A 16,576-nucleotide genomic window follows, 5' to 3' on the forward strand; every position below is an offset into this window, starting at 1 on the left:
CCGCCGCGACACGCTCGGCCGGAATGTCCGTCGCCGTGGGCACGGTCCTCGCTTCGCCTCCGACATCCGTCGCGGCGCCGCCGTCGCGCGGCGGATTCGAATCCTCTACAGGTTCGGCATCCTAAGCGATAAGATCGTCGCCGTCTCGGCCGGCACCGCGAAGCCGTCCCCGGCACCGCCCGTGCTGGGCGAACGCCGTGCTACGGCCGTCGCACCGTCGCATGTGGACAGTGTACGGGAGCTACCGGAACAGCTTGGTTGCGGTGCGGATCAGCTGGTACACGCCGTAGAGGAACGGTGCGGCCACCCACAGCCAGGCCACCACCAGCAGGGCCACGCGGGACGTGGACACGCCATCACCGGACGCCGCGCCGGCACCCGCTTCCTCGGCAACGCCGGATTCGCCGGCCGCGCCGGGCTCCTGCGCCGCAGCGGCTTCCTCGGCGGCTTCCTTGGTGCCCGCCGCGGCGTCGGCCTCGGCCGCGCCGGTCGTGGTCGCCATGCCGTCCTCCGGCGCGATGGTGTCGCCGGTGTCGTCCCGCGGGGTGTCGGCCATCAGTTCACCGCGCTCTCGATCGGCACCTCGGCGCTCGGGTCCTTCGGCTCCGCCGCGCCCGCCCCGCCGGCGGAGTCCGCGGCCGCCGTCGGCTCGTGGAACCGCGGGTGCACCGGACGGATCAGCTCGTTGGCGACGAAGCCGACGACCAGCAGGCTGATCATGATGTAGAAGGACAGCGAGTACAGACTCGGGCCGGCGTGCCCCGCCCTCTTCTGGGCGTCCGCGATGGCGTCCACGATGGCGGGCCCGAGCACACCGGCCACCGACCACGCGGTGAGCAACCGCCCGTGGATGGCGCCCACCTGGAAGGTGCCGAACAGGTCCTTGAGGTACGCGGGCAAGGTCGCGAAACCGCCGCCGTAGAAGGACAGGATCAGCATCGCGGCGACCACGAACAGCGCGGTGCTGCTGTTCCCGGCCAGCAGGATGGCGGCGTAGAGGATCGCGCCGAATCCGAGGTAGAAACGGTAGACGTTCTTCCGGCCGGCGAGGTCGGACACCGACGACCACACGAACCGTCCGGACATGTTGGCCAGGGAGAGCAACGCGACGAACCCGGCGGCGGCGGTCGCGGTGACCGGCGTCGGGGTGCCGCGGAAGAAGTCCTGGATCATCGGCGACGCCTTCTCCAGGATGCCGATGCCCGCGGTGACGTTCATGCACAGCACGACCCACAGCAGCCAGAACTGCGGCGTCTTCACGGCGTTTCCGGCGGACACGTCCGCGATGGTGACCAGCTTCCGCACCGCCGCCCGCGACGGCGTCCAACCGGCCGGCCGCCAGCCCGGCGGCGGCACCCGGACCAGCAGCACGCCGAGGCTCATGAACACCGCGTACACCACACCGTGGATGACGAACGCGGTGGCGATTCCGTTCGTGGTGCTGCCGAACGCGGTGAGCATCTGCGAGGACCACGGCGAGGCGATCAGCGCGCCGCCGCCGAACCCCATGATGGCGATGCCGCTGGCCATACCGGGCCGGTCCGGGAACCACTTCATGAGCGTGGACACCGGCGCGATGTAGCCGATCCCGAGCCCGATTCCGCCGATCAGCCCGTAGCCCACCACGGCGAGCCAGTACTGCCTGGTGGCCACGCCGAGCGCGGCGACGAGAAAGCCGGAGGAGAAGGTCACCAGCGAGACGAACATCGCCCAACGCGGTCCCTTGCGCTCCACCAGCGTCCCGCCGAACGCCGCGGACAGCCCGAGCACCAGGATGCCGAGCTGGAACGGCAGCGCGCTGGCCGTTCCGGAAATGCCGAGCGCCTTCTCCAGCGGCGTCTTGAACACGCTCCACGCATAGGCCTGGCCGATGGAGAGATGAATGGCGAGAGCCGCCGGGGGCACCAGCCAACGGCTCCATCCTGGCTTCGCGATCGTCCGGGAGCGCTCGAGGAGCCCCACTCTGGCGTACCTCCGGTCTCTGCACGCGGTCCGCAGAACGTGCGGGTCACGCCTGACTGGCGTGGACTGACGTGCTCATTCAGGGAGCCGAACAACGAAAACGGCGGAGAGCATAGCGGCGGGGGAAGGCGAGGACAACGATCGGCCACCCTCCGCACGTTGAGCCGACCAGCCGATACCTCGGAAAACCATTCTTCCACCTGCGAAGTCACCGTTGGTCAACCCGTCCTACAGGTTGGGAGTGAGCCTCGGGTTCCGATCGGTTCGGGCGCCGACCAACCCCGCCAAACTGGGCATACCGGCGAAACGGGCGTCGTCTGCCTGGTGGTCGCGCCGCCAGCATCCGGAGGGAACCGGGTCACCGGCTCATGGCGGCCGCATCACCGGACGAGCCCCGCCATGCCCCGCGACCCCCTGACCAGGCGACAAGTTGACAGATTCACATACGGCATTGACGGCCCGCCTGACACCGCTATTCTGCCGCCCACCGAAAGCGCTCTCGCGTCACCATCGAGAGACAATTACTGGGAGGGATAGTGACCAGGGCTGTGCCGTGCCCGTCGTGGTTCTCGGCCGCGGGCACGACGAACCGGCGGGTTCGGTCATCGGCGACGAACAACGAAACCTATTCGTACCGCAAATTGTGGAGCGCGGCGGCCGGGGCGGCGGTATGACGGGGAACCTCGCGGCGACCGCCGCCGGCAATCCCACGATCAACCTCAGCGTCTTCGGCGTGTTCGTGGTCATCACGCTGTACGTGGTGTACCGGGCGAGCGGCGGCAACAACACCACGGCCAACTACTACGCGGCCGGCGGCCGGTTCACCGGTGCGCAGAACGGCATCGCGCTGTCCGGTGACTTCCTCTCCGCGGCGTCCTTTCTCGGCATTTCCGGGGCGATCGCGGTGCACGGTTACGACGGGTTCCTCTACTCGGTGGGCTGGCTGGTCGCCTGGCTCGTCGACCTGCTGCTGATCGCTGAGCTGCTGCGCAACACCGGCCGTTTCACCATGGGCGACGTCATGAGCTACCGGATGCGGCAACGTCCGGTGCGCGCCGCCGCGGCAATCTCCACCCTGGTCATCTCGTTCTTCTACATGCTCGCCCAGATGGCCGGCGCGGGCGGTCTCATCGCGCTGCTGCTCAACGTGCACGACGCGAGCGGTCAGGCCGTGGTCATCCTGATCGTCGGGCTGGTGATGATCTTCTACGTGCTGGTCGGCGGCATGAAGGGCACCACCTGGGTCCAGATCATCAAGGCCAGCATGCTGCTGCTGTCCGTGACGCTGATCAGCATCTTCCTGATGGGCAAGTTCGGCTACAGCCTGTCCGCGCTGATGCAGCAGGCCACCGAGCGCAGCCCGCTGGGCGGCGGCCTGCTCGGGCCGGGCGGCTGGTACGGCGGCGGCCTCACCAGCCAACTCGACTTCGTGTCCCTGGCGCTCGCGCTGGTGCTGGGCATCTCCAGCCTGCCGCACGTGCTGATGCGCTTCTACACCGTGCCGAACGCCAAGGAAGCCAGGCGCTCCGTGGTCTGGGCCACCTGGTGCATGTTCATCTTCTACCTGTCCACCCTGGTGATCGGTTACGGCGCGACCGCGCTGGTCGGCGCCGACACCATCAGGCACGCGCCCGGCGGGGAGAACTCGGCGGCGCCGCTGCTCGCCTTCCGGATCGGCGGAGCGGTGCTGCTCGGCGTGGTGTCCGCGGTCGCCTTCGCGACCATCCTCGCGGTGGTCGCCGGCCTGACGCTCGCCGCGTCCGCCTCGTTCTCGCACGACGTCTACGCGAACGTGATCAAGCGGGGTAACGCCGACACCTCCGCCGAGGTCCGGGTCGCCCGGATCACCGCGCTCGTGGTGGGCATGCTCGCGATCGCCGGCGGCATCATGGCCAACGGGCAGAACGTCGCCTTCCTCGTCTCGCTGGCGTTGTGTCTCGCGGCGTCCTCGAACCTCTCCACGATCCTGTACTCGCTGTTCTGGGGGAGGTTCAACACCCGGGGCACGCTGTGGAGCATCTACGGCGGCCTGGGTTCCTGCCTGGTGCTCATCGCTTCGTCCCCGGTGCTGTCCGGCGCCCCCACGTCGATCGTCAAGGGCGTCGACTTCCACTGGTTCCCGCTCACCAACCCGGGGCTGGTGTCCATCCCGTTCTCCTTCGTCTGCGGCTATCTCGGCACCGTCACCGCGCGGAACACCGCCGACCACGCGGCCAAGCAGTCCGAGATGGAGGTGCGGGCGCTCACCGGCATCGGCGCAGAGGGGGCGGCGGCCCGCGCGGCCGTGCCCCGGTAGTCCGGCCCCCGCCCGCGCGGCCCGGTCGGGCGTGCGGGCCGGATCGGGTCACCGGGACGCCGGATAGCTGCGGCCCTTCCACACCGCGCCGCGCCCGCGCCAGTGCGCCACCGCGGAGTCCACGGTCATCAGCAGGTACAGCAGCGCGGTACCGGGCAGCAGGAACGCCGCGGCCACCGGCTGCCGGTAGTAGCGCAGCATCGGGCCGTAGGTGGCGGCCATCAGCAGCCAGGACGCCGCCCCGGCGAGCAGAGTGACCGGATCGGCGGTGACCGCGCCGGCGACCGTGGAGGCCGGCGGGACGAGGAACACCACCGCGAGCCCGAGCACCGTGGCCGCCAGCACCAGCGGCGAGTAGCGCAGTTGCGGGTAGGCGCTGCGGGCGACCATCCGCCACAGGGTGCCCAGCGTCGGGTACGGCCGCACGCTGCGCACCTCCTCGGCCAGCCCCAACCAGATGCGTCCGCCGCTGCGCTTGACCGCCCTGCCGAGCGCGACGTCGTCGATCACCGCGCCGCGGATCGCGTCCACCCCGCCGGCGCGGGCCAGGGCCGCACGGCGGACCAAGCAGCACCCGCCGGCCGCGGCGGCGGTGCGCGCCCCCGGCCGGTTGACCCAGCGGAACGGGTAGAGCATGGCGAAGAAGTACACGAACGCCGGCACCACCAGCCGCTCCCACGCCGTCCGGGTACGGAGCACCGCCATCCGCGACACCAGGTCGCAGCCGGTGGCGACGGCACCGGCCACCAGATTCGCCAGCGAGTCCAGGCCGTGCGCGATGTCCGCGTCGGTGAGCAGCAGGAACTCCACCTCACCCGCCTCGGCCACACCGTGCCGCACCGCCCACAGCTTGCCGGTCCAGCCGTCCGGGGCCTCGCCCGGCGCGATCACCGTCAGCGGCAGACCCGGATGCTCCCCGCCGCGCTCCCGGCGGTGCCCGTCCGCCAGCCGCTCGGCCAGCGCGGCGGTGCCGTCGGTGCTGCCGTCGTCCACCAGGATCACCCGCGCCGGGCCGGGATAGCGCTGGGCGAGCAGGGTGGGCAGCGTCTCCGGCAGCACCGCGGCCTCGTCCCGCGCGGGCACCACGACGGCCACCGGGGGCCAGCGGTCCGGCTGCCGTCGCGCCGGCAACCGGAGATCGGTGCGCCAGAAACCGCCCCGGCCCACGGTCAGCCACACCCAGACCAGCAGGGCCAGCACGGCGAGCCCGCGTACCACGTCCATCCCGACGTCCACGCCGCGCAGCCTGCCAGAGCCGGCCGGTGGACGGCGGCATTCCGCCAGCGGGGCGTGCCCATGCCGCACGCGTCGGGCGGTCCCCCGTGGCGCAGGCGACCGACCGGGTCCGGCTGCTCGCCGCGCACCACGCCAGCGTGGCCAGCTCCGACTGGCGCAGGCTGACCACGGTGCTGCCGATGGTGCTGCCGCGGGGCCGTTAACCCGAGTAGTCGTAGAAACCGCGACCGGACTTCCGGCCCAGCAGGCCGGCGTCCACCATGCGCAGCAGCAGCGGGGGCGCCGAGTACAGCGGCTCCTTGAACTCCTCGTACATCGAGTCGGCCACCGCCTTGGTGGTGTCCAACCCGATCAGGTCGGCCAGCCGCAGCGGCCCCATCGGGTGGTTGCAGCCCAGCACCATGCCGTTGTCGATGTCCTCGGCGGAGGCGAACCCGGACTCCAGCATGCGGATCGCGGACAGCAGGTAGGGAATCAGCAGCGCGTTCACCACGAACCCGGCGCGGTCCTGGGAGCGGACCACCGTCTTGCCCAGCACGCCGGTGACGAACGCCTCGGACCGCGCCTGGGTGTCCGCCCCGGACAGCAGCGAAGGGATCAGCTCGACCAGCTTGAGCACCGGCACCGGGTTGAAGAAGTGCAGGCCGATCACCTGCTGCGGCCGGCGGGTGGCCATGGCCAGCTTCATGATCGGGATGGAGGACGTGTTCGAGGCCAGGATCGCGTCCTCCCGGCCGACCACCTTGTCCAGGGTGGTGAACACGTCCAGCTTGGTCTGCTCGTGCTCGATCACCGCCTCCACCACCAGGTCCCGGTCGGCGAACTCGCCGAGGTCGGTGGTGAAGGACATCCGGCCCAGCGCCGCGTCCCGGTCCGCCTCGGACAGCTTCCCGGACCGCACCGCGCGGTCCAGCGACCTCGCGATCCGCTGCCGGCCGGCGTCCAACGCGTCCCCGTTGATCTCGTTGACCAGCACGTCGAGCCCGGCCCGGGCACAGACCTCGGCGATGCCGGAACCCATCAGCCCCGCGCCGACCACACCCACCCGGCGAATGTCACTCACCCGACTCCACTCCCCTGCCTGCCCATGCGGCGATGTGCCGCGCCGTCGTGAGTATCCGTGCTCGGCGCGCCGGCGTCATGCACCCACGCGGTGATCGCTCGGGACGGCCGCCGGTCGTAGCATGCGGGCCGTGTCCGACGACGGGCTGCCCAGCTACGCCGATCTGCTGGCGCGCACCGACGGCGTGCCACCCGGGTCGGCGTGGGGCCTGTGGGGGCCGGACGACCAGCTCGGCACGCTCAACCACCTGACCCCGCAGCGGACCGTGCAGGCCGCGCACGCGGTACGCACCGGCGACCGGTTCAACCTCGACCTGCCGGAACCCGCGTTCGCCCCGGCACTGACGCCGACCAGGAAACCGTTGCGACACCACATGTTCGGGGTCAGCCCGTTTCACCGCGACGAGTGGCTGGACGGCTTCTACACCCAGGTCGGCAGCCAGATCGACGGGCTGCGCCACTTCGGCCACCCCGACTGGGGCTTCTACAACGGTGCCGACCCGGACCGGCTCGTCACCGGTGACCCGCTGCTCGGCATCAGCGCCTTCGCCGAGCATGGCATCGTCGGCCGGGGTGTGCTCGTCGACGTCGGCCGGTACCTGGCGGCCCGCGGCGAGGCGATCGACCACACCACCAACCACGCCATCGGCATCGACGTGGTGGACGCGGCCGCGGCGGAGCACGGCGTGACGCCGCGGCCCGGTGACATCGTGATGATCCGCACCGGCTGGGTCGCCCACCACCTCGGCCTGGACCGCGCGGAACGGGCCAGGGCGGTGAACCCGCTGCGCTGCCCCGGGCTGCGGCAGAGCCACGACACCGTGGCGTGGCTGTGGGACCACCGTGTCGCCCTGGTCGCCACCGACACGTTCGCCGTCGAGGCGTGGCCGGCGGTGGGTGACTCGCCGTTCGTCACCGAAGCCGAGCGGACCGGGCGGCTGGCCCGCGACCGGCACACCGGGCTGATGCACCGGGTCCTCATTCCGCTGCTCGGCATGCCGCTCGGCGAGCTGTGGCGGCTGGACGAGTTGGCCGAAGCGTGCGCCTCGGACGGCCGCTACGAGTGCCTGCTGGTGGCCAAGCCGCTGAACATCGTCGGCGGGGTCGGCTCCCCGGCCAACGCCACCGCGATCCGCTGACGGCTGGGAAGGAGAGTGCCGAGATGGCGCGGCAACCGGTGGTGTCCGAGGAGGTGGCCGCCGCGCTGCGGGACGGTCGGCCGGTGGTGGCGCTGGAGTCCACGATCTTCTCCACCCTCGGCCTGCCGGCCCCGCACAACCGGACCGCGCTGGAGCGCTGCAAGCAGGCGATCGTCGCGGGCGGCGGCGTCCCGGCGGTCACCGCCGTGCTGGACGGCGCCTGGCGGGTGGGCCTGCGCCCGGCGGAGGAGGAACGGGTGCTGCTCGGCACCCGCAAGATGGCCGAGCGGGACCTGGCCGTGGCCGCGGCGCAGGGCTGGGAGGTCGGGGTCACCACCGTCTCGGCGACCCTCGCGCTCGCCGACCTGGCCGGCGTCCGGGTGTTCGCCACCGGCGGTATCGGCGGGGTGCACCGCGGCGCGGAGGCCAGCGGCGACATCTCCGCGGACCTCGACGCGCTGGCCAACCGCCCGGTGGTGACGGTGTCCGCGGGCGCCAAGGCGTTCCTCGACCTGCCGCGCACCCTGGAGTACCTGGAGACCGCCGGGGTGCCGGTGCTGGGTTGGCGGCACGACTGGTTCCCCGCGTTCTACGCCCGGTCCAGCGGCCTGCCCGTACCGCACCGGGTGGAGTCGGCCAAGGAGGTGGCCGCCGTGCTGGCCAACCGGGCGCGGGAGCGCACCGGGGTGCTGGTGGCCGCGCCGATTCCGGTCGAGGACGAGATCGCCGCCGAGCCGATCGACGCGGCGATCGACACGGCGCTGCGGGCCTGCGCCGAGCGTGGCATCACCGGCGGTGCGGTGACCCCGTTCGTGCTGGCCCGGATCGAGGAGGCCACCGGCGGCCGGAGCGTCCCGGCGAACGTCGCGCTGGCCGAACACAACGCCGCCATCGCCGCGGACATCGCCGCCGCCCTCGCGGCCATCTGATCGGCTGACGGCGGGATCCAAGGAGGGACAGCCACGGGGCGGGCGAGGGGCGCTTCGCCCCGTGGCGGTCGGGCTGGCCGGCAGGGTGGGGAGAAGAGTGGAGGCCCGGTGTCAGCCGTGCTGGCACCGGGCGCCGTGTCGCTGCTACCGGCCCGAGAACCGGGTTACTCGTACCTTCCGCCGCGCTCGGCCAGGGTGACGAGGGACTCCGGCGGGGTGAAGTGGTCGCCGTAGCGCTGGGCGAGTTCCCGGGCGCGGGCGACGAACCCGGCCGGTCCGCCGGGGTAGCCGTTGATGTACTGCAGCACGCCGCCGGTCCAGGCGGGGAAGCCGATGCCGAAGATGGAGCCGATGTTGGCGTCCGGCACCGAGGTGATCACGCCCTCGTCCAGGCAGCGCACGGTCTCCACCGCCTCGGCGAAGAGCATCCGCTCCTGCATGTCCTCGAACGGGATCTCGTGCCCGTCCTTGCGGAAGTGCTCCGCGAGCCCCGGCCACAGGCCGGCCCGCCTGCCCTCGACGTACTCGTAGAAACCGGCCCCGGAGGAACGCCCCTTGCGGTCGAACTCGTCGATCATCCGGTCGATCACCGCGTCCGCGCCGTGCTCGGGGAACTCGCGCCCCTCGGCCTCCGCCGCCGCCTTACTCTCCAACCGGATCTTGCGCGGCAGGGTCAGGGTCAGCTCGTCCATCAGTTGCAGCGGCGGCGCGGGATAGCCAGCCTGGTTACCGGCCTGCTCGATGGAGGCGGGGGCGAGGCCCTCGCCCACCATGGCCACCGCCTCGTTGAGGAACGTGCCGATGACCCGGCTGGTGAAGAACCCGCGGCTGTCGTTGACCACGATCGGCGTCTTGCGGATCTGCAGCACGAAATCGAAGACCTTGGCCAGGGTGGCGTCCGAGGTCTGCTTCCCCCGGATGATCTCGACCAGCGGCATCTTGTCCGCCGGGGAGAAGAAGTGGATGCCGATGAAGTCCTCGCGGCGCTTCACTCCCTCGGCGAGCCGGGTGATCGGCAGGGTGGAGGTGTTCGACCCCAGCACCGCGTCGCGGTTGACGACGTCCTCGATCTCGGCGAACACCTTGTGCTTCAGCTCGGTGCTCTCGAACACGGCCTCGATGACGAAGTCCACGCCGGCGAAGTCCGCCACCCGGTCGGTCGGGTGGATCCGCGCGAGCAGCTCGTCCGAGCGCTGCTGGGTGGTCTTCCCGCGGGCGAGGGCCTTCTCCTCCCGTTTGACCGCGTAACCCTTGCCCTGGGTCGCTGCCTCCACCGAGACGTCCTTGAGCACCACGTCGATGCCGGACTTGGCGCACACGTACGCGATGGCCGCGCCCATCATCCCGGCGCCCAGGATGCCGACCTTGCGCGCGCCGTACTTCTCGTAGCCGTCCGGGCGGCTACCGCCGGCGTTGATGTGCTGCAGGTCGAAGAAGAACGCCTGCATCATGTTCTTCGCGACCTGCCCGGTGACCAGCTCCACCAGGTAGCGCGACTCGATCACCAGCGCGGTCTCCAGGTCCACCTGGGCGCCCTCGACCGCGGCCGCCAGGATCGCCCGCGGCGCGGGGAAGTTGGCTCCCTTGAGCTGCTTGCGCAGGTTCGCCGGGAACGCGGGCAGGTTCGCCGCCAGCGACGGGGTGGCCGGGGTGCCGCCGGGAATCCGGTAGCCCTTGGCGTCCCACGGCTGCACGCACGCCTCGGGGTTGGCCTTGATCCACTCCTTGGCCCGGGGCACCAGCTCGTCCACGCTGCCGACCAGTTCGTGTACCAGGCCCAGTTCCAGCGCTCGGGCCGGCTTGTGCCGCTGGCCCTGCAGCAGCACGTTCAGCAAGGCGTCCTGGATGCCCAGCAGCCGCACCGTCCGGGTGACGCCGCCGCCTCCGGGCAGCAGGCCGAGGGTGACCTCGGGCAGGCCGATCTGTACTCCCCTGGCGTCGGCGGCGATCCGGTGGTGGCAGGCCAGCGCGATCTCCAGGCCGCCGCCGAGAGCGGCGCCGTTGATGGCCGCGACCACCGGCCTGCCCAGGGTTTCCAGCCGGCGCAGCAGTGCCTTGATCCGGGAGACGAACGCGAAGATCTCCGGGGCGTCCTCGCGCCTGGCCCTGATCATGTCCTTGAGGTCGCCGCCGGCGAAGAACGTCTTCTTCGCCGAGGTGACCACCACGCCGGTGATCCCCTCCTGCTCCGCCTCCAGCCGGTCGACGACCGCGCCCAGGGACTCGACGAAGGGCACGTTCATCGTGTTGGCCGACTGGTTCGGGTCGTCCATCGTCAGCACGACCACGCCGTCCGCGTCCTGCTCCCAGCGGATGGTGCTCTGCTCGGTCATGTCTCGTTGTCCCCTTGCCAGGTCAGGATCGTCAGACGCGCTCGATGAGGGTGGCCACGCCCATGCCACCGCCGATGCACAGGGTCACCACGGCGCGCCGGCCGCCGGTGCGCTCCAGCTCGTCCAGCACCGTGCCGGTGATCATCGCGCCGGTCGCGCCGAGCGGATGCCCCATGGCGATGGCCCCGCCGTTGACGTTCAGCTTCTCGTCCGGGATGTCGAGGTCCTTCTGGTACTTCAGCACTACCGAGGCGAACGCCTCGTTGATCTCGAACAGGTCGATGTCGGCCACGCCCAGGCCGACGTGGGCAAGCAGCTTGCGGGTGGCCGGGGTCGGCCCGGTCAGCATGATCGTCGGGTCCGCGCCGGAGGTGGCGGTGGCCACCACCCGGGCCCGGGGTGCGATCTCCAGGTCGCGGCCGACCTGCTCGGAGCCGATGAGCACCAGCGCGGCGCCGTCCACGATGCCCGAGGAGTTGCCAGCGGTGTGCACGTGGTTGATCTTCTCCACCCAGTGGTACTTCTGCAGTGCCACCGCGTCGAACCCGCCGGCGTCGCCGATTCCGGCGAACGACGGCTTCAGCGCGCCCAGACCGTCCAGCGTGGTGCCCCGGCGGACGTGCTCGTCGTGGTCCAGCACGGTCAACCCGTTCTGGTCCACCACCGGGATCACCGAGTTGGCGAAGTAGCCGTTGTCCCACGCCTTGGCCGCCCGCTCCTGCGACCGCAGCGCGTAGGCGTCCACGTCGTCCCGGGAGAACCCTTCGATGGTGGCGATCAGGTCGGCGCCGATGCCCTGCGGCACGAACATGGTGTCGTAGTTGGTCGCCGGGTCCATCGCCCACGCGCCGCCATCCGAGCCCATCGGCACCCGCGACATGGACTCCACGCCGCCGGCGAGGACCAGCTCGTCCCAGCCGGAACGCACCTTCTGCGCGGCGGTGTTCACCGCCTCCAGGCCGGAGGCGCAGAACCGGTTGAGCTGCACCCCGCCCACCGTGTCCGGCAGGCCGGCGGCGACCACCGCGGTGCGGGCGATGTCGGCACCCTGGTCACCGATCGGCGTGACCACGCCGAGGATGACGTCGGAGAGCCGGTCCACGTCCAGCGTCGGGTTGCGCTTCCGCAGCGCGTCGATGAGCCCGACCACCAGGGAGATCGGTTTGGTTCCGTGCAGCGACCCGGTCTGCTTGCCCCGGCCGCGAGGCGTCCGGATCGCGTCGTAGATGAAAGCTTCGGTGCTCACGGTCGGCTGGTCCTTCCGCTACGGGGAGCTGGGCGGCGACCCGGTCGGACATCGCTCAGGGCATCCGCCAGGCGTGCTGCGCAGGCATGCTCACCCTCCAGAATCGCACTTATTGGCGCCTTGTCAATAGGTTCGGCCCGGCCTACCGTGAGCCCGGTGAGCGTGCAGCCCGCGGCGCGACGCCGGCGCCTGGAGCCCGACCAGCGCAAGGCGCAGATCCTGGCGGTGGCCCGGCGGATGTTCGGCGCCGGCACCTACGCCTCGGTGTCCACCACGGACATCGCCAACGAGGCCGGCGTGGCCCGCGGGCTGATCAACCACTACTTCGGCGGCAAGCGGGGGCTGTACCTGGAGGTCGTCCGGCAGATGATGGTGGTCCCCGCGCCGGCGACCGAGAACCTGCCGATGACCACCGTCGAGGAACGGCTCGCCATCGGGGTGGACCGGCTGCTGGACGTGGTGGAGCGGAACCGGCAGATGTGGCTCACCGCGATCGGGCCCGAGGCGATCGGCCGGGACGCCGACGTCGAGCGGATCCTCGCCGAGGGTGACGAGATCGCCGCCGACCGCGTGCTGGAGGCGGCGATGATGACCGACATCGTCGAGGGCCGGGAACAACTCCGGGCGATGATCCGCTCCTACGGCAGCATGGTGCGCGCCGCGACCCGGGAGTGGCTGGTGCGCGGCACGCTCTCCCGGCAGGACCTCCGGGTCATGCTCACCGGCTCGATCCTGCACCTGCTCGAGGTCACCTTCCCCGCGGCACTCCGGGCCCGGCGCGCGGCCTCGACCGACGGCGAACCATCGTGACAACGACCGTATTCAGAATTGTGGTAACGGACGTGTCCTGATTCGCCGTGCCCGCCCGGAGGGTTGTCGTCCGACGCTGCGGTCGAGCGTCATCGGAAGCGGGCCGGCCGGCGCGGGCCTCGTGCCGTTCCCGGAGTCTCCGGAACAGGCTGTCAGCGCAGCGCGGTCCGCCTCGGCCGCCGGGCAGGCCTGGGCGCGTCGGTCCAGGCCACCGCCAGCGCGCCGCCGGCCAGGCCGAGCAGCGTGCCCACCAGGAACCCGCCGAGGTTGGCGGTGACCAGGGCGACCAGCGCGGCCAGCGTGGCCGCGACCCCGGCCAGCGCGCGGTACCGTGGCCTGGCCCACACCGCCGCGGCGCACACCAGCAGCAGGCCGCCGAGCACCAGCGCGGACACCCCGCCCATCGTGTTGACGGCGAACACCAGGTCACCGAAGCGCAGCGAGGCGTACGGCGGCACCAGAATCGCCACGCCCGAGGCCAGCAGCAGCACCCCGGCGGTGAACGGCCGGCCGCGCCGCCAGTCCCGCCACGCCCGCCAACTCGGCCGTCCCAGCCGCATCCGCACCGACACCATGACCGCTCCCCCGTGATGTTGCTAGAAACACTCGTGACGGCCGGGCAGCACGGTGGTCACCATGCCGCTGAGGTGCAGCCGGCCCGCCGTGCTCGCCCACTGGACCTCGCGCAGGTTCCGCACCACCACGGCCGCCGCCTGCGTGCCGCTGGTACCCGGCACTCCCCTCGCCCCGGGCGGCCCCGCCGTCACGATGCTCGCGTCGATGTTGACCTCGATGTGTTCGTAGGTCACGTCGCCGGCGATGAACGCCAGGTCCGCCACCGAGTTCTCGGACTCCACCGCGGGCGCGGTGACGCGCAGTGTCACGTCGCCGATCAGCGGGACGTGCGGGGTGACGATGGACTGGCAGAAGCCGTTCAGGAACAGCTTGCGGAACCCGTTCACCACGACCGGGTGCGGTGTGCCGTTCAGCTCACGGTCCACCACGCCGTACGCGACGAACCCGAACCCGCGCAGCAGGTCGGCGCTGACCTTCACCGGGGTGCTCGCGACCGCGAAAGACACCGCGAGCGCACCCCGGGCCATACCGAGCACCAGCGCACTGGCACCGGCCAGCCCGACCACGAAAATGGCGAGGAAATGTCGCCAACGAATGCGTCCACGCCGCCCGTGCACCTCGGCCACGGCCGTCCCCCTCCCCCACGGTTCGGCCCCAGTGTGGGCACCGGGCGCGCCGAACCGCGTGGTCAACGGGGAAACCAGCCCGGAACGGCCGACACCCGACCGGGTCAGCCGAGGCCGGCCGCCGGGCTCACTGGCCGCTGCCGTACGGGCGGGTGAGGATTTCCAGGTTGTGGCCGTTCGGGTCTGGGTACCGGGCGGGCACACCGCTGGGCACCGCCGCGCCGACCACGACCGCGGGCTCGGGATGGCCGAGCACGCGGCGGTAGACGGTCTCGAAGCGGTCCAGGGTGTGGTCGATGGCGTGCTCGGCGATGATCCGCCTGCTGGCCGCGCCCATGCGGGTCAGCGCGCCCGGCTCGGTGAGCAGGCGGCGCAGCCGGTCGGCGAGCGCGGCCACGTCGCCGGGCGGGTACAGCCAGCCGTTCTGGCCGGGTCGCACCAGGTGCGGGAGGGCCATCGCGTCCGCGGCGATCACCGGCTTGCCCGCGGCCATCGCCTCCATGGTGGCCAGGCTCTGCAACTCGGCGATGCCGGGCATGCAGAACGCGTCGCAGCCGGCGTAGGCGGCGATGAGTTCGTCGTCGTCCACGAAGCCGCGGAAGCGCACCCAGTCGCGCAGGCCCAGCCCGTCGGCCATGGCCTGCCACGCGGTGCGGCACGAGCCGTCCCCGACGATGTCCAGCCGGGGGCGCACGTCCTCGGCGAGCAGGGCGGTGGCCCGCAGCAGTTCGTCGACCCGCTTCTCCTCGTCCAGCCGGCCGACGAACAGCACCGTGCGGCCGTCCCGCTCGGCCGGCGGGGTCGACTGGGGCGCGCGGAACTGGTCGAGGTCGATCCCGCAGGAGATGGCCACCGCGTCGGCGGCCAGGCCGTTGTCTCGCAGCAGCCGCACCGCCCTCGGCGTCGGCGCGGTGACCGCCTGCGCGTCCCGGTAGACCCGGCCCAGGTCACGCCAGGCCCACCGGGCCGCCGCGGAGCGCAGCAGCGGGGGGACCTTCGCGTGGCCGAACAGGTTCTCCGGCATGAAATGGTTGGTCGCCACCACGGGAATCCCGCGGCGGCCGGCGGTGCGGATGAGCGCCCTGCCGACCAGGAAGTGGGCCTGCGCGTGCACCACGTCCGGGTCGAGGTCGGCCAGTAGCGCGCCGGCCGCGCGGAAAGCCCGCCACGGCATGCAGATCCGGAACTCCGGGTGGAACGGGGTGCGGTGCGAGACCACCCGGTGCACGGTCACCTCGCCGGCGCCGGAACCGATGATCTCGCTGCCCGGCCCGGCCTCGGTCGCCGGGCACAGCACGTGCACCTCGTGGCCGCGCCGGGCCAGGCCACGGGCCAACCGCTCGGCGAAGCGCGCGGCGCCGTTGATGTCGGGCGGAAAGGTGTCCGCGCCGATCACGATGCGCAGCGGGCCGGTCTCGGCGAACGGGTGCGGGGACACGGATCGCTCCTTCGCGAGTTGGTGCGTGGCGTGCCGGGGATGGGCGCGGGCAAGCCCGCCGGCATGGTGGACACGGGCGAGCACGGCGACTCCGGCGAGGGCGAGTGCGGCGGCGCCGAGTTGGCCGGCCACCGCCCACGGCCCGGCGGCGCCATGCTCGCGCAGCAGGACGACACCGATGCCGACGCCCAGGACCGGGTCGACAACGGTCAGGCAGGCCACCACCAGGTGCGGTGGCCCGCTGGCGTAGGCGTGCTGCACGAAGACGCCGCCGACCAGTAGCGCGGCGGCGATCCCGGCCGCGGGCAGCACCGGAACCCCGCCCAGCCCGGCCGTCTCGGCCTGCCGCGCGGTGGTGTGCACCAGCACCGACACCAGCCCGTAGCCGACGCCGGCCCCGGCGGCGTAGGCGAGGCAGCGCCGCCGGCCGCGGGCCAGCTTGCCGACCGTGCCCAGCACGGCGATGAGGCACAGCACCAGCAGGGCGGCCCGGGTCTCCGCGGCGGGCGGCACGGCGGCGGTGCCACCGGGCACGGCGAGCGCGACGAACACCCCCACTCCGGCGATGCAGGCCAGCACCGCGAGCGTGGTGGTCGTACCCGGCCGGGCACCGGTCGACCGGGCGGCGAGCACCGCGGTCACCGCGATGGCCAGCACCCCGATCGGCTGCACCACCACGATGCTGGCCAGCCCCAGTGCGGTGGCGTGCAGTGCGGCGCCGACGCCGATCAGCACCAGGCCGGCCAGCCACCGGGGGGCGCGGGCCAGCCGCAGCAGCCCGCCGAGCCGCACCCCGCCGGGGGTCTCGGTGCGCACGGCCGCGTGCTGCAGCCATGCGGCGACGCCGTAGCAGATCGCACCGAGGGTGGCCAGAACGATCGCCAGCGCCGTCACGCCGACCACGATGGCCCGGCCGGGTGAGG

13 protein-coding genes are annotated in these 16,576 nt (G+C 72.0%); 4 read left to right on the forward strand and 9 right to left on the reverse strand.

The window, feature by feature from the left end; genetic code table 11:
- Positions 1 to 241 precede the first annotated feature (241 nt).
- Together FFT21_RS21510 and FFT21_RS21515 are read right to left on the reverse strand one after the other, a co-directional pair.
- Positions 242 to 556 (reverse strand): MFS transporter small subunit, encoded by a 315-nt coding sequence (locus FFT21_RS21510; RefSeq protein ID WP_137815727.1) that lies wholly within the window; start codon positions 554 to 556, stop codon positions 242 to 244.
- Positions 556 to 1,962 (reverse strand): L-lactate MFS transporter, encoded by a 1,407-nt coding sequence (locus FFT21_RS21515; protein WP_137815728.1) that lies wholly within the window; start codon positions 1,960 to 1,962, stop codon positions 556 to 558. Before FFT21_RS21515 ends, FFT21_RS21510 begins: the two co-directional genes overlap by 1 nt.
- Before the next feature lie 670 nt (positions 1,963 to 2,632).
- Between FFT21_RS21515 and FFT21_RS21520 the strand changes: the two genes are divergently transcribed.
- Entirely contained in the window at positions 2,633 to 4,258 is a 1,626-nt protein-coding gene (locus tag FFT21_RS21520) for a monocarboxylic acid transporter (RefSeq protein WP_137815729.1), read from the forward strand.
- Between the two features lie 48 nt (positions 4,259 to 4,306).
- On the opposite strand, the gene FFT21_RS21525 is transcribed toward FFT21_RS21520, so the two are convergent.
- The gene (locus FFT21_RS21525) at positions 4,307 to 5,494 is read right to left on the reverse strand and encodes a glycosyltransferase (RefSeq protein WP_225978623.1); all 1,188 of its coding nucleotides are present in this window, start codon (positions 5,492 to 5,494) and stop codon (positions 4,307 to 4,309) included.
- Positions 5,495 to 5,693: 199 nt separating this feature from the next.
- The gene (locus FFT21_RS21530) at positions 5,694 to 6,557 is read right to left on the reverse strand and encodes a 3-hydroxybutyryl-CoA dehydrogenase (protein WP_137815730.1); all 864 of its coding nucleotides are present in this window, start codon (positions 6,555 to 6,557) and stop codon (positions 5,694 to 5,696) included.
- A 130-nt stretch (positions 6,558 to 6,687) separates the two neighbouring features.
- Between FFT21_RS21530 and FFT21_RS21535 the strand changes: the two genes are divergently transcribed.
- Complete coding sequence (locus tag FFT21_RS21535) at positions 6,688 to 7,695, forward strand: cyclase family protein (RefSeq protein ID WP_192909675.1); 1,008 nt, start codon at positions 6,688 to 6,690, stop codon at positions 7,693 to 7,695.
- Positions 7,696 to 7,718: 23 nt separating this feature from the next.
- Positions 7,719 to 8,624: a pseudouridine-5'-phosphate glycosidase gene (locus FFT21_RS21540; RefSeq protein ID WP_137815732.1), complete on the forward strand. Its 906-nt coding sequence runs from the start codon at positions 7,719 to 7,721 to the stop codon at positions 8,622 to 8,624.
- Positions 8,625 to 8,788: 164 nt separating this feature from the next.
- Here FFT21_RS21540 and FFT21_RS21545 read toward each other — a convergent pair whose 3' ends face one another.
- Both FFT21_RS21545 and FFT21_RS21550 read right to left on the reverse strand, forming a co-directional pair.
- Positions 8,789 to 10,957, reverse strand: coding sequence for a 3-hydroxyacyl-CoA dehydrogenase NAD-binding domain-containing protein (locus tag FFT21_RS21545; RefSeq protein WP_137815733.1), 2,169 nt, complete (start codon positions 10,955 to 10,957; stop codon positions 8,789 to 8,791).
- A gap of 31 nt (positions 10,958 to 10,988) precedes the next feature.
- A complete protein-coding gene (locus FFT21_RS21550; RefSeq protein WP_137815734.1) occupies positions 10,989 to 12,203 on the reverse strand; it encodes an acetyl-CoA C-acetyltransferase in 1,215 nt (404 codons plus the stop codon).
- A gap of 156 nt (positions 12,204 to 12,359) precedes the next feature.
- Between FFT21_RS21550 and FFT21_RS21555 the strand changes: the two genes are divergently transcribed.
- A complete protein-coding gene (locus tag FFT21_RS21555; protein WP_137815735.1) occupies positions 12,360 to 13,013 on the forward strand; it encodes a TetR/AcrR family transcriptional regulator in 654 nt (217 codons plus the stop codon).
- Positions 13,014 to 13,165: 152 nt separating this feature from the next.
- On the opposite strand, the gene FFT21_RS21560 is transcribed toward FFT21_RS21555, so the two are convergent.
- The 3 genes from FFT21_RS21560 to FFT21_RS21570 all read right to left on the reverse strand — a co-directional run bounded on the left by FFT21_RS21560 (position 13,166) and on the right by FFT21_RS21570 (position 16,547).
- On the reverse strand, positions 13,166 to 13,588 hold the full coding sequence (locus FFT21_RS21560) for a DUF6114 domain-containing protein (RefSeq protein WP_137815736.1): 423 nt from the start codon (positions 13,586 to 13,588) through the stop codon (positions 13,166 to 13,168).
- A gap of 21 nt (positions 13,589 to 13,609) precedes the next feature.
- Positions 13,610 to 14,215, reverse strand: coding sequence for a DUF6230 family protein (locus FFT21_RS21565; RefSeq protein WP_137815737.1), 606 nt, complete (start codon positions 14,213 to 14,215; stop codon positions 13,610 to 13,612).
- A 127-nt stretch (positions 14,216 to 14,342) separates the two neighbouring features.
- Entirely contained in the window at positions 14,343 to 16,547 is a 2,205-nt protein-coding gene (locus FFT21_RS21570; RefSeq protein ID WP_137815738.1) for a glycosyltransferase, read from the reverse strand.
- Positions 16,548 to 16,576: the final 29 nt, after the last annotated feature.

Source organism: Gandjariella thermophila (assembly GCF_005405885.1).
GTDB classification, from domain to species: Bacteria; Actinomycetota; Actinomycetes; order Mycobacteriales; family Pseudonocardiaceae; genus Gandjariella; species Gandjariella thermophila.

Bases quoted from the DNA above. Each gene is read 5' to 3' on its own strand.
- FFT21_RS21560 (WP_137815736.1), bottom strand. From the start codon at position 13,588: ATGGTGTCGGTGCGGATGCGGCTGGGACGGCCGAGTTGGCGGGCGTGG.
- FFT21_RS21540 (WP_137815732.1), top strand. From the start codon at position 7,719: ATGGCGCGGCAACCGGTGGTGTCCGAGGAGGTGGCCGCCGCGCTGCGG.
- FFT21_RS21510 (WP_137815727.1), bottom strand. From the start codon at position 556: ATGGCCGACACCCCGCGGGACGACACCGGCGACACCATCGCGCCGGAG.
- FFT21_RS21520 (WP_137815729.1), top strand. From the start codon at position 2,633: ATGACGGGGAACCTCGCGGCGACCGCCGCCGGCAATCCCACGATCAAC.
- FFT21_RS21545 (WP_137815733.1), bottom strand. From the start codon at position 10,957: ATGACCGAGCAGAGCACCATCCGCTGGGAGCAGGACGCGGACGGCGTG.